Raw genomic sequence first — 13787 nt, 5'->3', positions numbered from 1 at the left:
GCCCCGGCGTACGGACAAGGTCCGGAGTTATTCGACGCGCTCGAACCGTTCGAAAACCAGGGCGACCGGCCGAATCGGCGCGCCGGGCTGGTCGGGGCGGTTCACGTCGGTCAGCGCCATCCGATACCGCCCTGGCTGAAGGACGACCGGCCCCAGGCGGGCATCCAGCTCGCCCGCCGAATCGTCGTCCTGCGCGACCACGGTTCCGTTGTCGGCGAAAAGCGCCAGCTTGCTGTCCACGCCGACGAGGCCCCCGTGCGCGCTGACGATCAGGGCCGTCTCGCGTTCCAGCGTGAAGGTCAGCCATTGCGCGCTGCCGTCCTGGAGCACGATCGTCTGGGCATCGGCGGCAAGGTCGATGGGCTGCATCGGCACGTCGCCGTCGAAGGGCGGCGGCAACTCTCCGCGCCGCCAAGCGTCGCGCAGATAGACGTCGCGGTCCAGCGCCGCGGCCGAGACCGTGATCGTACCCTCACCCGCCGCAATCGGCGCCACGCCAAGGCAATAGTCGCCCGCCGCAAGGCCCGAGGGGAAATCCAGCCGCGCGTTCAGCCCGTCGGCATCGTCGTTGGCCGCGACCTGACTGCCCGCCCTGTCAAAAAGAACCATATTCGGATCCAGCCCCTCGCTGACCGCGCGCAGCGTCAGGGGCACGCCGTCGCCCACGCTGAAGCGCAGATAGCGCGGCGTGCCGTCCGTCCGCGCCTCGGCGGGCAGGGCGGCCTCGAGCGGGCCTTCGGCCAGCGGCTCGGCCTCGGTCTCTGCGGTGCACGCGGCGATGTCGCTGCCCGCGGCCTCGCTCAGCAGGGGCGGCATCTCGGGCGTCGTCACCTGCAGCATCGCCGTCACGCCCGCGTTGCCGACCGGCAGCAACCGCACGCAATAATCGCCCGGACCGACCGACTGCTCGATCCGCGACGAGAGGCCGACCGCGTCGTCGTTCTCGGCCAGCAGGTCGCCGTCGGGCGTCTCCAGCCGGATCAGCGGGTCGCCGGTGCCGACCCCCTCGGCCTCGATCCGCAGGGCCTGCATGGCGCCGCTGACCCGAATGACCGCGTAGGTGTTGTCCGCGTCGGATGCGTCCATGCGTTGCGCCAGCGCGGCTGCCGCCGTGCTGATGTCGCTGGTGTCGCCTGCGCCGCCCAGCCAGACGGCCGGCTGCCCCGAACAGAACGGCACAACCTCTTGTGCCGGGGCGGCCATCGGCCATGCCGCCAGAAGGGCCGGGGGAAGCAGTCTCAGAACGCGTCTCATGACGTTACCTCTTCGGCGGTGCGGGTTCGCGCGCACCGTGGCACCGGCCGACGGCCGCCGCAAGCGCGACAAACGCCCGCCGGACCGCGCGAAAACCGTCGTTGCGGCTTGACCCTTGGGCCGTGGCGCGGTTCAAGGCTGCAAAGTCCCGCAAATCGTCACCTGTGGGCCGGACCTGGAAAGACGTCGCCATGAAGTTCACCCTCTCCTGGCTCAAGGAGCATCTCGACACCACCGCAACCCTCGATCGGATCGCCGAGGCGCTGACCGACCTGGGGCTGGAGGTCGAGGAGATCGTCGATCCCGCCGCCAGGCTTGGCACCTTCACGCTGGCGCGGATCGAGCATGCCGAGCAGCATCCCGACGCCGACCGCCTGCGCGTCTGCCGCGTGATGACGGACGAGGGCGAAAAGCAGATCGTCTGCGGCGCGCCGAACGCCCGGACCGGCATCACGGTCGTGCTGGCCAAGCCCGGTGACTATGTTCCCGGCATCGACACGACGCTTGGCGTGGGCAAGATCCGCGGCGTCGAAAGCCACGGCATGATGGCCTCCGAACGAGAGCTGGAGCTGTCCGAGGAGCATGACGGCATCATTGAGTTGCCCTCGGGTGAGGTCGGCCAGAAATTCGTCGACTGGCTGGCGCAGAACGCGCCCCAAAAGATCGACCCGATGATCCATATCAAGATCACTCCGAACCGTCCCGATGCGCTGGGGGTGCACGGCATCGCCCGCGATCTGGCGGCGCGGGGGCTGGGCGTCCTGAAGCCGGTCGAGGTCGCGCGGGTCGACGCGTCTTTCCCGTGCCCGATCGCCGTGACCATCGACGATGCGGTGGCCGCCAAGGCGCCTTTCTTCGCAGGCCGCGTGGTGCGCGGCGTCAGGAACGGCGCCTCGCCCGAGTGGCTGCAGAAGCGGCTGCGCGCCATCGGCCTGCGTCCGATCAATGCGCTGGTGGACATCACGAACTTCTTCACCTTCGACCTGAACCGCCCGCTCCATGTCTTCGATGCCGCCAAGGTGCAGGGCGACCTGGTGCTGCGTGCCGCGCAGCCGGACGAGGAACTGGTGGCGCTGGACGACAAGACCTATGCGCTGCCCGAAGGCGCGGTGGTGATCTGCGACGACACCGGCCCGGAAAGCATCGCGGGCGTGATGGGCGGCGCGGCCTCCGGCGCGTCGGCCGACACGACCGAGGTCTTCATCGAGGCTGCCTATTTCGATCCGATCAGCACCGCCGCCACAGGGCGGGCGATGAAGATCAACAGCGATGCCCGCTATCGCTTCGAGCGCGGGATCGACCCCGCCTTCACCCTACCGGGGCTGGAGCTGGCGACGCGCATGGTCATGAACCTGTGCGGTGGCGAGGCATCGGAGGTGGTGACCGCCGGGGCGCTGCCCGACACGGATCGCGCCTATCGGCTGGATGCGTTGCGCACGACCAGCCTTGTCGGCATGGACATCCCAGAGGCCGAGCAGCGCGCCACGCTGGAGGCGCTTGGTTTCCGGCTGGACGGCAACATGGCCCATGTGCCTCCCTGGCGCCCCGACGTTTTGGGCGAGGCCGACCTGGTCGAGGAGATCGCCCGCGTCGCCAGCCTGACGAAGTTGCAGGGCAAGCCGCTGCCGCGCCCGCAGGCGGGCGTTCCGCAGCCGGTGCTGACGCCGCTGCAGACGCGCGAAAAGACGGCGCGGCGGATGGCTGCGGCGCTGGGGTACAACGAGTGCGTGACCTACAGCTTCATCGACCAGGCCGCGGCGTTGCTGTTCGGCGGCGGCGCGGATGCGGTTCGGGTCGAGAACCCGATCAGCAGCGAGATGTCGCATCTGCGGCCCGACCTTCTGCCGGGTCTTCTGGCGGCCGCCGCGCGGAACCAGGCGCGCGGCTTCGGCGACCTGGCGCTGTTCGAACTGGGACCGGTCTTCAGCGGTGGCGAACCGGGCGACCAGGCGATGCGGATCAGCGGCCTGCTGGTCGGGCAGATCGCGCCGCGTGACCCCTTCGGCAGCCGCCGCAAGGTGGACCTTTATGACGCCAAGGCCGATGCCGAGGCGATCCTGCAGGCCATGGGCGCGCCCGCCCGCGCGCAGGTGAACCGCAAGCTGGACGGCTGGTGGCATCCGGGCCGCGCTGGCAACATCGCGCTTGGTCCGAACGTGCTGGCCACCTTTGGCGAGATCCATCCCAAGGTGCTGCGCCAGATGGACGTGAAGGGCCCGGCCGTGGGCTTCACGATCCACCTGGCGGCCGTGCCATTCCCGAAAGTCAAGACCCCGACGCGCCCCGCGCTCGAGCTGTCGGAGCTGCAGGCGGTCGAGCGTGACTTCGCCTTTGTCGTAGACCCGCAGGTCGAGGCGCTGACGCTGGTGAATGCCGCCGCGGGGGCTGACAAGGCGCTGATCCAGCAGGTGTCGGTCTTCGACCAGTTCACGGGGCTCGATGAGGGGCGCAAGTCGATCGCGATCTCGGTCAGGCTGCAGCCGCGCGACAGGACGCTGACCGATGCCGAGATCGAGGCCGTGGGCCGCAAGATCGTCGAGAAGGTCGAGAAGGCAACGGGAGGACACCTGCGCGCCTGAGGGCGCGCGGGTTCAGCGCCGGGGGCGGGCAGCCCCTGGACGTCCATTGGTCCAAACGGCGTTGCCTGATCTTGAAGGGTTGGAGCGGGTGACGGGAATCGAACCCGTATCTCTAGCTTGGAAGGCTAGGGTCTTACCATTACACAACACCCGCGCGAGCCCGTGTATAAGCAGGTCCGCCGGGAGGTTCAAGCGCTGACGCGTCATCGGCGGGCGGCAAAGAACTCCTGCAGCAGGCGTTGCGATTCGGGTGCGGAAAGCCCGTCATAGACCTGCGGCCTGTGGTGGCACTGCGCATGACGGAAGACCTGCGCGCCATGGGCGACGCCGCCCATCCGCAGGTCGGCGGCCCCGTAATAAAGGCGCGCGATGCGGGCGGCCGAAATCGCCGCGGCGCACATGGGGCAGGGCTCCAGCGTCACCCACAGGTCGTGGCCCGGCAGGCGCTCGGAGCCGAGTGCCGCGCAGGCGGCGCGGATGGCCAGGATCTCGGCATGGGCGGTCGGGTCCGACAGTTCACGCGTGCGGTTTCCGGCGGCTGCGACCACGCGGCCACCCGGACTTGTGACGACGGCACCCACGGGAACTTCGCCGCGAAGGGCGGCCGCCTGGGCCTCGGCCAAGGCCTGCTGCATGTGGGACGTGAACCGGGTCATGCCTGCTTGTCGCAAGCCGCCCGGATGCGCGCAAGCGGGGGAAAGAAACGCTTCCCTCACCTGGGCGTTGGGCGTAAGAACCCCTCTTTGCCCCGCAGAGATGCGAAGGAGACGCGCATGACCGACAAGACCCCCGACAGCCCGACCCCCGCCACCGCCGACCGGATCGCCAAGGTCATGGCCCGTGCCGGCGTCGCCAGCCGCCGCGAGGCCGAGCGGATGATCGTCGAGGGGCGCGTCAGCGTGAATGGCAAGAAGATCGACAGCCCCGCCCTGGACGTCCTGCCCACCGACCGGATCACCGTCGACGGCAAGAAGCTGGACGAGCCGCAGGAGACGCGGCTGTGGCTTTACTACAAGCCGCTGGGGCTGATCACGTCCGAATCGGACGAGAAGGGTCGCCAGACGGTCTTTGACGCGTTGCCGCGCGATCTGCCGCGGGTGATGACCGTGGGCCGGCTGGACCTCAATTCCGAAGGCCTGCTGCTGCTGACCAACGACGGAGATCTGAAGCGCCGGCTGGAGTTGCCTTCGACCGGCTGGCTGCGCCGCTATCGTGTGCGCGTGAACGGCACGCCGAGCGACATGACCTTCGATCCGCTGCGCCGGGGCGTGACCATCGAGGGCGAGGATTTCGCGCCGATGGAGATCAAGCTGGACAGCCAGCAGGGCGCCAACGCCTGGCTGACGGTGGGCATCCGCGAAGGCAAGAACCGAGAGATCCGCCGCGCCATGGCCCATGTCGGCCTGCAGGTGAACCGGCTGATCCGCATCGGCTATGGGCCCTTCAAGCTGACGGGGATGGACAAGAACGAGGTGGTCGAGGTCAAGCGCAAGGTCCTGCGCGACCAGTTGGGCGGCCTGCTGACCGGAGAGGTCGAGGACAAGCCGCGTGCCATGCGGCCTCGGGGTGCCGAAGGCGCCAAGGGGGCGCCGCGCGAAGACGGCGGGCCCCGGCGGTTCGGGGCCAAGCCGCTGGGTGATCGCCCCTCTCGTCCCCGGGACGAGGATCGCGGCGGTGACCGCCCGGCCCGCAACTGGGGCGGCAAGCCCGACGACGCCGGGCGCCCGCGCTTCAAGGGAAAGCCGGGCGATGCGCGTCCGGCTTTCGGCGACCGTCCCAGGGAGGCGGGCGACAAACCGCGTTGGAAGAACAAGCCCGCCGGCGAGGGCGCAGAGCGCAAGTTCGGCGCAGGGCGCCCCCGGCAGGATGACGATGCGCGACCCGCTCGGTTCGCGGGCAAGCCGGGCGAAGGGCGCAAACCCTTCGGCGGCCCGCGTGGTGCCGGTGGTGAGGACGGCCGCAAACCTGTCAGCAAGCATCGGGGCGACGCGCCCGAGGGTGCACGCAAGCCCTTCGCAAAGCCGCGTGGAGACGCAGATGAGGCTGGGCGGAAGCCGTTCGGCAAGCCGCGTGCAGACGCGGAGGGAGGTCGCAAGCCGTTCGGCAAATCGCGCGGGGACACAACTGAAGGGGCGCGCAAGCCTTTCGGCAAGCCGCGGGGCGATGCGCCCGGTGGCGCTGCTGGCGGCAAGGGCGGGTTCGGCGGGAAGCCACGTCCGGCCGGCGGCAAGGGCTTTGGTGGGCCTCGGGGCGACAGGCCGGCAGGCGGTTCCCGGCCCGGTGGTAACCCGCGCGCACCGCGGGGATAACCCGGCGGCGGTGGCCGCGGTACCAGAAGCGCCCCTTTGGGCGCTTCAAGGCATGGCGCAGGATGTCACTTCGTCAGGATCAGCTTCCCGGCGCGCGTGATGCGCAGTTGATAGACCTGTTCATCCAGCACGATCATCGCCTGGTTGCCACCGCGCGTCAGCTGCGTGGCATCGTGATGCGGGATGCGCGAAAGGATCGAGGTGCCGGGGCGGGTGAAATCTGCGGGGCGCGTCGCGGTCATGGTCAGCCTCTCTGGGTGGAACTGATGATGACCTATAGCTGACAAATTCATTCAGGTTTGTCAAAGTAAAATAGTCGGAAATTCTTCGGGGGGACTTGCAGGCTCCGCGGCGGCCGTTTCGACCGCCGCGGGACCGGATCAGTTGACTTCGAAGCAGGCGATCATTGTATCGGCCATGGCGGTCAGCAGCGCCTCGTATTGCCCGGCGCCGGGCGCGAGGTCGCCGCCCGCAGGGCTGAGTTCACCGCCAAGCCGCACGTCGCTGCCCTCGATGACGGTCTCGACCAGGCCGGCATCATGCGCGTATTCCGGGAAGGCGCAGGTGGCACCGGACCGCGCGATCTCGTTCTGGATGCCTTCGATCCGGGCGGCCGACGGTGTCGAGGCATCGCCGAGCGACACCGGAATCGCCGGCTGAAGCCCGAAATGTTCAGTGAAATAGCCGTAAGCGTCATGGAAAACGATGAAACGCTGGTCCGCATGGGGCGCAAGGCGCTTGGTCAGGGTCGTGTCGAGCGCTTCGATCCGCTGCCCGATGGCATCCGCGTTGCTGCGGTAGGTTGCGGCGTTCTCGGGGTCCTGCTCGGACAGGCTGGCGACGATCGCGTCGACCCAAGGCGCCGCGTTGTCCGGGTTCAACCAGGCGTGGGGATCGTTCCCGCTGTGATCGTGGTCGCCGTGGTCATGCGCGTGGGCGTCTGCGTGCTCATGGTCGTCTCCGTGTTCGTGCCCGTGATCATGGTCATGACGCTCGCCCCCGGCCGAGAAGGACCGCAGCGTGACGCCCTCGACGCCCAGCAGGCGCAGCTGCGCATCGTCCGACAGGTTGCCGGCGGCGCGGTCCAGCCAAGGGGCCAGCTCTGGGCCCATCCAGACGACAAGATCCGCATCCTGCAGCGCCTGCGCATCGGACGGCCGCATCTGGTAGTGGTGGGCGCTGGCGCCTTGGGGCAGCAGAACGCGCACCCCGCCCAGATCGCCCATCACGGCCTGGACCAGGGCGCCTGTCGGCACGATGTCGGTGACCACGGTCGGGGCCGCCAGCGCCGGGGCGGCGGTCAGCGAGAGGAGGGCGGCGATGGATGCTTGTCTGCGCATCTGGTTCTCCATGAGGCTTTGTTGCGATGGCGAGGTTGTCTGTGTTACATGGTAACAAGTCAACCCGGATGTAATAAGATAACGCTTCATGCGTGAAGGACCGTCTTGCCCGAAAGCAGTGACCACATCGCCGCGACATTCGCGCCCCATGACCATCAGGAATGTGCCCGCCGCGCATTGGACGAGGCTGCCGCCCGGCTGGCCGAGCAGGGCGCGCGGCTGACGCCTGTCCGTCGCCGCACGCTGGAGATCCTGCTGGAAAGCCACCGGGCCCTTGGCGCCTACGAGGTGCTGGACCGGCTGGCCGCCGAGGGGTTCGGGCGCCAGCCGCCGGTCGCCTATCGGGCGCTGGAGTTCCTGGTCGGGCACGGGCTGGTCCACCGGTTGCAGCGCCTCAACGCCTTCACCGCCTGCCTGCATCCCGGCGACGACCACCACCCGGCCTTCCTGATCTGCCGCAGCTGCGACAAGGTCGCCGAGGCCGCCGGCGTCCCCATCCGCGACGCTCTGTCCGAGATCGCCGGCAAGGGCGGTTTCCGGGTCGAGCGTGCAACCATCGAGGCCGTCGGCCTCTGCGCGACCTGTGCCGCCGGGGGGCCCGCGTGATGCCCGGCGACGCCCTGATCGAATCGCGCACCCTGACCATCAACCGACCGGGCACGTCCGAGCCGGTGCTGGCGCGGGTCGATTTCCGCATCTGCCCCGGAGAGATCGTGACCGTGGTCGGGCCGAACGGGTCGGGCAAGTCCTCTCTCATCCGGGCGCTTCTGGGGCACATGCCGCTGGCGGAAGGGTCGGTGACCCGCCGAACCGGGCTGCGAATCGGCTATGTGCCGCAGCGGGTGCAGCTGGACACCGCCATTCCGATGACCGTCCGCCGCTTCCTGTCGCTGCCCCGGCGCGTCACCGATGCGCAGGCGCAAGAAGCGCTGGACCGCACGGGCGTTCCCGGACTTGGGGCGCGGCAGCTGACGCAGCTGTCGGGCGGCCAGTTCCAGCGCGTTCTGCTGGCCCGCGCGCTGCTGAGCGATCCGCATCTGCTGGTCCTGGACGAGCCGACGCAGGGCCTGGACCAGCCGGGCATCGTCGCCTTCTACCAGCTGATCGAGGAGGTGCGCCGTCAGACTGGTGCGGGCATCCTGATGGTCAGCCACGACCTTCTGGTGGTGATGCGATCCTCGGACCGGGTGGTCTGCCTGAACGGCCATGTCTGCTGCGAAGGCACGCCTCAGCACGTCAGCACCGCGCCGGAATACCTGGCGCTCTTCGGTGCCGAGGCCGAGGGAACGCTTGCGCTCTACCGGCACTGCCACGACCACGACCACGACCTCGTGCCCGAGGGTGGACACATTCACGGCCCCGGCTGCAGCCATGGCCACACCTCCGAACCCACCGCCGCCAGCCACTAGGCGCGGCGTGCAGCACCGCGGATGACCCTGATGCTTGACGACTTCTTCATGCGCGCCGTTCTGGCGGGACTGGGGCTGGCCCTGGTGGCGGGCCCGCTGGGCAGCTTCGTCGTCTGGCGGCGCATGGCCTATTTCGGCGACTCCACCGCCCATGCCGCAATCCTCGGCGTGGCGCTGGCGCTGGCTTTCGACGTCTCGATCTATGCGGGAACGCTGGCGGTCGCCGTGGCGATGGCCAGCCTGGTGTCGGCCCTGGTGGCGCGGGGGCAGGCCATGGACACGATGCTGGGGGTGCTGTCGCACTCGGCGCTGGCCTTCGGCCTGGTGGCGATCAGCTTCGTGCCGTCGGCGCGGTCGGACCTGTCCGCGTATCTCTTCGGCGATATCCTGGCGGTGGGCCGCCTGGACCTGGCGCTGATCTGGACCGGTGCGGCGCTGGTCCTGGGGCTGCTGATCCTGCGCTGGCAGCGGCTGGTGACCAGCAGCTTGAACGAGGAGTTGGCCATGGCCGCCGGCATCGACCCGCGGCTGGAGCGTCTGGTGCTGTCGCTGTGCCTGGCCGTGGTGGTGGCGCTGGCGATTCGAGTGGTCGGTTCGCTGCTGATTTCCGCCATGCTGATCGTGCCGGCGGCGGCGGCCCGCGGGTGGACCCGCACGCCCGAGCGGATGGCCGCCGGTGCGGCGCTGGTCGCCGCTGCATCGGTTCTTGCGGGCTTGTGGTCCAGCCTGCGGCTGGACACGCCGGCGGGGCCTTCCATCGTGACAGCGGCGGCGGTTTTTTTCCTCCTCTCTCAGGGAGTTCGGCGCGCCTAGTGCGAAATTGCCACAGTTTTCCGTGCCGTTCGACGGATGCGGAACGAACCGCCGAAATGGGTGTTGGCCAATATGCAACAGTGGCTACGGGCCCAAGGGGGGGAAAATTCAATGCAGCTTTTCAACCCTTCGGCTTTGTGTAACTGTCGCAGCGATGTTGCCGGATACGGCAGCCGTCAAACGAAACGGAGCATGATCATGACCAAATTCGCTACTTTCGCGGCCGCCCTCGGCCTGACCGCTACCTCGGCTCTGGCCGGTGGCTACGTTGCCCCCGTCGTCGAAGTCGAGCCGGTTGTTGTTGAAGAACAGCCCGCGTCGACCAACGCCGGTCTGGTCGTCCCGGCCCTGCTGCTGCTGGGCGTCATCGCCGCAGTTGCTTCGGACGACGACGACAGCTGATCTGAATTCGGATCGTACTCCGGTCCGGTTTCACAAAGGGGGCTGGCCTTGTGCCAGCCCCCTTATTTTGCGTGCTGCGGACACGCGATTCCAGGTCGACGCGATTTCCCATTCGTCGATCCGAGGACCCGGACCGTGCATTGGCCCTTTCGCTTCGTCGTCAGCACCCGAGCCATCCGCCACATCTCGATTCGGCTGTGGTGGAGGCGTCAGCTAGTCGGATCTTTGTCAAAGTCTTCGGGTTGTAGCGCGCCAAGCGGTTCCGCGTCACGCGAACGCTGCTGTGCTTCGGCACCAAAGTCCATGCGGGTCATGGATCTTGTGGACGCATGCGGCAGGGCTTTGCAGTCTCTCGCACCGGTTTCCTGCCAGTCAGGACCGTCGGTTCTCGGCTGGACCACCTCCAACGGCCGTTATTCCACCTGCATGGCCCGACCGGGGGAAGCCGTTGGCAAGGCAGTCGGGCCCCTTCGATAAACCCGGTCGCCGGCGGACAGCCAATCTGGTGGCGTGAGCGTCCCAAGGCGTTCGGCCAGCCGCCGCTCTTGGCTCTTGATGCGCTGAAATCGCGATTTCTGACGTTGGAAGGGCGAAATTGCGCTTCCCGCTCCCCCCGGCCGCAGCAAGGGCAGGCGTGTCCTGCAGGGGCTGGCGAGCATTTCCTGCGGAAGCAGTCGTCCGACTGAGAGACTACCGGCGGATGGTCGGCGCCCTCACGCGCGGCGAGGCAGCCGCGCGCGGGGGCGGCTTACAGCGGTCAGGGCCGCAGGGTCTGGATCGTGATGTATCCGAGGCCGGGGCCGACCCATTGGCGTGACACGGGGATCTGGCCGCTCTGGACCAGGTAATTGTTCTGGAATGCCACGCCATGCCCCTCGCAGCTTTCGACAAGGACGCCAGGAGTGGGGCCCGGTGCGGTCGTGCAGTCGAACTGCAACGGGCGTTCCAGGCCGTCGCCCGAGAGATAGCGCATCACGCGGGTGCCACGGCCGGACTGGCCGGCGCGGATCAGACCCTCGGTGCCCGGTTCGGCGACCGACAGATCGCGTCCCAGACCGCGCGTGCCGACCAGCATGCCGTTGCGCAGGATCACCGCCTCTTCGGACGGGGTCATGTAGGTCCGCATGGCGCCGTTCTGGCCGGCCAGCGCAAGCACCTGTGTCCGGCCCAAACCTTCAAAGCCGACCTGAATCAGCGGGCCGGGGTTGACGCGCAGCGCCTCGGCCGCGGCCTCTTGCGGCGTGCGGGCGGGGGCCGCCGGCTGCGCGGCCCGCGAGGACATGATCGTGTCCGTGGCGGTGCGTGCCAGGACCGAGATCGGGCCTGAACCGCCTTCGTCCGGCCCGGTGTTGCCGCAGGCGGCAAGGCCCGCGATGACCAGCGACAGCGCGACAGCACGCATCCGTTTCGTCCCGCTCATCTCCAGAACCTCCCCCAGCCTTCGTAAAGATCGACGGTGTGGCTTTCGCGCACGCGATCATAGAGCCGCCCATTCACCTCGAGCCGCGATCCGCCATCCCGCGAGAGCGAGCGAAGGTTGGTCGACACGCGGTCGCGCGACGCTTGGCCGGCGGCCCATCCCAGCGGGATCGACAGGGTCACGCCCTTGTCGAAGCTGCCTTCGCCGAATTCTTCGGACGAGAGGTCGGTCTTCGTCGCATAGGCGCCGACCTGCCAGCCATTCGCGAATTCGCGCGTCAGGGTGACGGTCGCGCCCTTGTCGCCCGCCAGGTAACGGCCGACATCCAGCTGCGCCGTGAAGCCCTGCGTGAACTCGTAATAGGCCGAGACGTGGCCGGTCGTGACCTCATAGTCGCGGAAATCGAACAGCTGGTCGAAGTCCCGCTTCCTGACGCGGTTGATCTCGGCGCCAAAGGCCAGTTGCGAATTGGCGGGCTTCCACAAAGCCTCGGTCGAGACGCCGCCATAGGCGCGCTCCAGCAGGCCGACGGTGACGCGGGTATAGACGGCGGGCGCGGGCTTTGCGTACCAGGCCAGCGTCAGTTCCGGAATGACCGGGCTGGAATTACCGGTATACATCCGCGTGTCGGACCGCACCCGCGGCACGCCTTCGGGCGTGGTTTCCAGATCCGGGCTCGATTCATATTCTTCGGGCGTGTAGTACTCGCCACGCTCTCCGGGGATGCCGGGGCCGCGCTGGCCGATATCACCGAAGGCGCGCTGGCGCAGGGCGCCGGTGGCGATCAGGCCGGGCATGATCTCGTAGCTGGCACGCGCCTCGGCGCCGACCTCGTGGGTCAGCCCGTCCTCGGCGCTGAAGATCCCCAGCTCTAGGTACGGCTTGATGGACCAGCGGAAGCGTGGATAGAGGTCGTCGGTCCGGACCAGGCCCGGCACGTGCGCAGGCGCGTCCGTCAGGGTCGAGGCGGCGGCGATCTGCCCGGCCTCGGTGTTCTCCAGCCGCTCAACGTCGCTGCGACGCACGGTGACCGAGGAAGTCGGCACCCCGTCCGTGGTCGAGGTGATCACGAAGGTTTCGACCGACGGGGGCAGCGCGCGGGTCATCAGGCGCGCGGTCCGGCCCACGGCCTCGGCCTGAGAGATGTAGCGCTGGTTGCGCAGGCGCACCTCGGCCTGCGTGGGCGACAGCGCCATCGCCTCCAGGCGCACGCCCTCCTCGGCCATGGCGTCGGCCAGGGCGGTCTGGATGGCGGGCTGGGCGGTGGGGTCCTGCGCCCAACTGCCCGACCAGCCCTCGGGATCCTGGGCGGGGGCTGGGCGCGGGCGGACCGGGGCGGGCGCGGGTTCGAGGCCCGACGGGAAGGCCGCATCGCGGGGGTTCAGCGCGATGGTGAACTGCGCGCCGATCGTCTCTCCCCCGATCGTATAAATTCCGGCCTCGTAATTGCGGCCGAAGCGATAGCTGGCGCCGAAGTTGAACTTCGACCCGGGCTCGTCGCCCTGCTGGTATTCGTTGCCGTCGCTGTAGCGGGCGTAATAGCGGTCGTGGGAGTATTCGGCCGTCAGGTTCAGCTTGTCGTTCACTTGCCAGCTGACCGAGGCGAAGGGCTTGGCGCCGCCGCTGAACCACTGGTCCACGTTCGGGGTGCCGCCCTGGTCCTGGACATCGATGACGCGCGGCTTGCCAGCCAGAACGCCCCAGCCAAGACCGACCGAGGCCCGGACGGTGGGAGTGACGTTGCGGGTGGCGACGATGTATTCGCCCGAATAGACGCCGGTGCCCAAAAAGTCCTGCAGGCCCACGGCCACCGCCGGCCGCCAGCCCTGTTCATCGACCACCTGGAAACGCAGGTCCAGCGACCGGTCCGAGATGAACCCCTCGTCCCGGTAATCGTTGATCCCGTCTACGCGGGCATAGCGCAGGACCGTCGTCAGCCGCGGCAGCGCCTGGAAGAACACGTTGCCGCGCCGGGCATAGTCCGACCAGGACAGCGTTGCACCAAGGCTGCCGTCCGGCAGCATCTCGGCCGTGGGCGTGTCGATGCCGCCGGGCATGCCATAGGCCGACATGTTGCGGGCCAGCATCGGGTCGGCGACGGCGACGCCGGTGCCGGAACCGACCAGCATGGCCACGGGCAGGGTGGTCGCCATCAGCTGGCGGATCAGACGCGGGCGGCGCATCGGCAGGCTTCCTTTCGGCGGCGGGGCGGGCGCGTGTCGCGTCAGCCCGGGATCGGTGCGGTCATGCTTCGAGTGACA

Annotated in this window: 12 protein-coding genes and 1 tRNA gene; 6 read left to right on the top strand and 7 right to left on the bottom strand. The window is 68.6% G+C overall.

Features of this window, described 5'->3' with window-relative positions; genetic code table 11:
• Positions 1-27 precede the first annotated feature (27 nt).
• Positions 28-1254 carry a hypothetical protein gene (locus tag OC159_RS07915; RefSeq protein WP_265500611.1) on the bottom strand — a complete coding sequence of 409 codons (1227 nt, stop codon included), beginning with the start codon at positions 1252-1254 and terminating at the stop codon, positions 28-30.
• A gap of 191 nt (positions 1255-1445) precedes the next feature.
• On the opposite strand from OC159_RS07915, the gene pheT reads away from it, so the two are divergent.
• Complete coding sequence (pheT, locus tag OC159_RS07910; protein ID WP_265500610.1) at positions 1446-3833, top strand: phenylalanine--tRNA ligase subunit beta; 2388 nt, start codon at positions 1446-1448, stop codon at positions 3831-3833.
• Positions 3834-3913: 80 nt separating this feature from the next.
• Here the strand turns inward: pheT and OC159_RS07905 are convergent.
• Positions 3914-3987 (bottom strand) — tRNA-Gly (locus OC159_RS07905).
• A gap of 49 nt (positions 3988-4036) precedes the next feature.
• Complete coding sequence (locus OC159_RS07900) at positions 4037-4489, bottom strand: nucleoside deaminase (RefSeq protein ID WP_265500609.1); 453 nt, start codon at positions 4487-4489, stop codon at positions 4037-4039.
• A 117-nt stretch (positions 4490-4606) separates the two neighbouring features.
• Here OC159_RS07900 and OC159_RS07895 point away from each other — a divergent pair, with 117 nt between their 5' ends.
• Positions 4607-6142: a pseudouridine synthase gene (locus OC159_RS07895; RefSeq protein ID WP_265500608.1), complete on the top strand. Its 1536-nt coding sequence runs from the start codon at positions 4607-4609 to the stop codon at positions 6140-6142.
• A 65-nt stretch (positions 6143-6207) separates the two neighbouring features.
• Here OC159_RS07895 and hemP read toward each other — a convergent pair whose 3' ends face one another.
• Together hemP and OC159_RS07885 are read right to left on the bottom strand one after the other, a co-directional pair.
• Complete coding sequence (gene hemP / locus OC159_RS07890) at positions 6208-6384, bottom strand: hemin uptake protein HemP (RefSeq protein WP_265500607.1); 177 nt, start codon at positions 6382-6384, stop codon at positions 6208-6210.
• Between the two features lie 138 nt (positions 6385-6522).
• Positions 6523-7482 carry a zinc ABC transporter substrate-binding protein gene (locus OC159_RS07885; RefSeq protein WP_265500606.1) on the bottom strand — a complete coding sequence of 320 codons (960 nt, stop codon included), beginning with the start codon at positions 7480-7482 and terminating at the stop codon, positions 6523-6525.
• Positions 7483-7587: 105 nt separating this feature from the next.
• Between OC159_RS07885 and OC159_RS07880 the strand changes: the two genes are divergently transcribed.
• The 4 genes from OC159_RS07880 (at position 7588) to OC159_RS07865 (ending at position 10106) form a co-directional block, all read left to right on the top strand.
• Positions 7588-8088 carry a Fur family transcriptional regulator gene (locus tag OC159_RS07880; RefSeq protein WP_407674074.1) on the top strand — a complete coding sequence of 167 codons (501 nt, stop codon included), beginning with the start codon at positions 7588-7590 and terminating at the stop codon, positions 8086-8088.
• Positions 8088-8891, top strand: coding sequence for a metal ABC transporter ATP-binding protein (locus OC159_RS07875; RefSeq protein WP_265500605.1), 804 nt, complete (start codon positions 8088-8090; stop codon positions 8889-8891). The genes OC159_RS07880 and OC159_RS07875 overlap by 1 nt, the downstream gene beginning before the upstream one ends.
• A 30-nt stretch (positions 8892-8921) precedes the next feature.
• Positions 8922-9704 carry a metal ABC transporter permease gene (locus OC159_RS07870; RefSeq protein ID WP_265500644.1) on the top strand — a complete coding sequence of 261 codons (783 nt, stop codon included), beginning with the start codon at positions 8922-8924 and terminating at the stop codon, positions 9702-9704.
• A gap of 192 nt (positions 9705-9896) precedes the next feature.
• On the top strand, positions 9897-10106 hold the full coding sequence (locus OC159_RS07865) for a hypothetical protein (protein WP_265500604.1): 210 nt from the start codon (positions 9897-9899) through the stop codon (positions 10104-10106).
• Between the two features lie 757 nt (positions 10107-10863).
• Here OC159_RS07865 and OC159_RS07860 read toward each other — a convergent pair.
• Positions 10864-11526: a YjbF family lipoprotein gene (locus OC159_RS07860; RefSeq protein WP_265500603.1), complete on the bottom strand. Its 663-nt coding sequence runs from the start codon at positions 11524-11526 to the stop codon at positions 10864-10866.
• Complete coding sequence (locus tag OC159_RS07855) at positions 11523-13709, bottom strand: YjbH domain-containing protein (RefSeq protein ID WP_265500602.1); 2187 nt, start codon at positions 13707-13709, stop codon at positions 11523-11525. Before OC159_RS07855 ends, OC159_RS07860 begins: the two co-directional genes overlap by 4 nt.
• Between the last annotated feature and the right edge of the window lie 78 nt (positions 13710-13787).

Origin of the sequence: Paracoccus beibuensis (assembly GCF_026162625.1) — a bacterium.
Taxonomy (GTDB): Bacteria; Pseudomonadota; Alphaproteobacteria; order Rhodobacterales; family Rhodobacteraceae; genus Paracoccus; species Paracoccus beibuensis.
The sequence above is the reverse complement of the archived record's forward strand: the minus strand, read 5'-3'. Positions and strand labels throughout refer to the sequence as shown.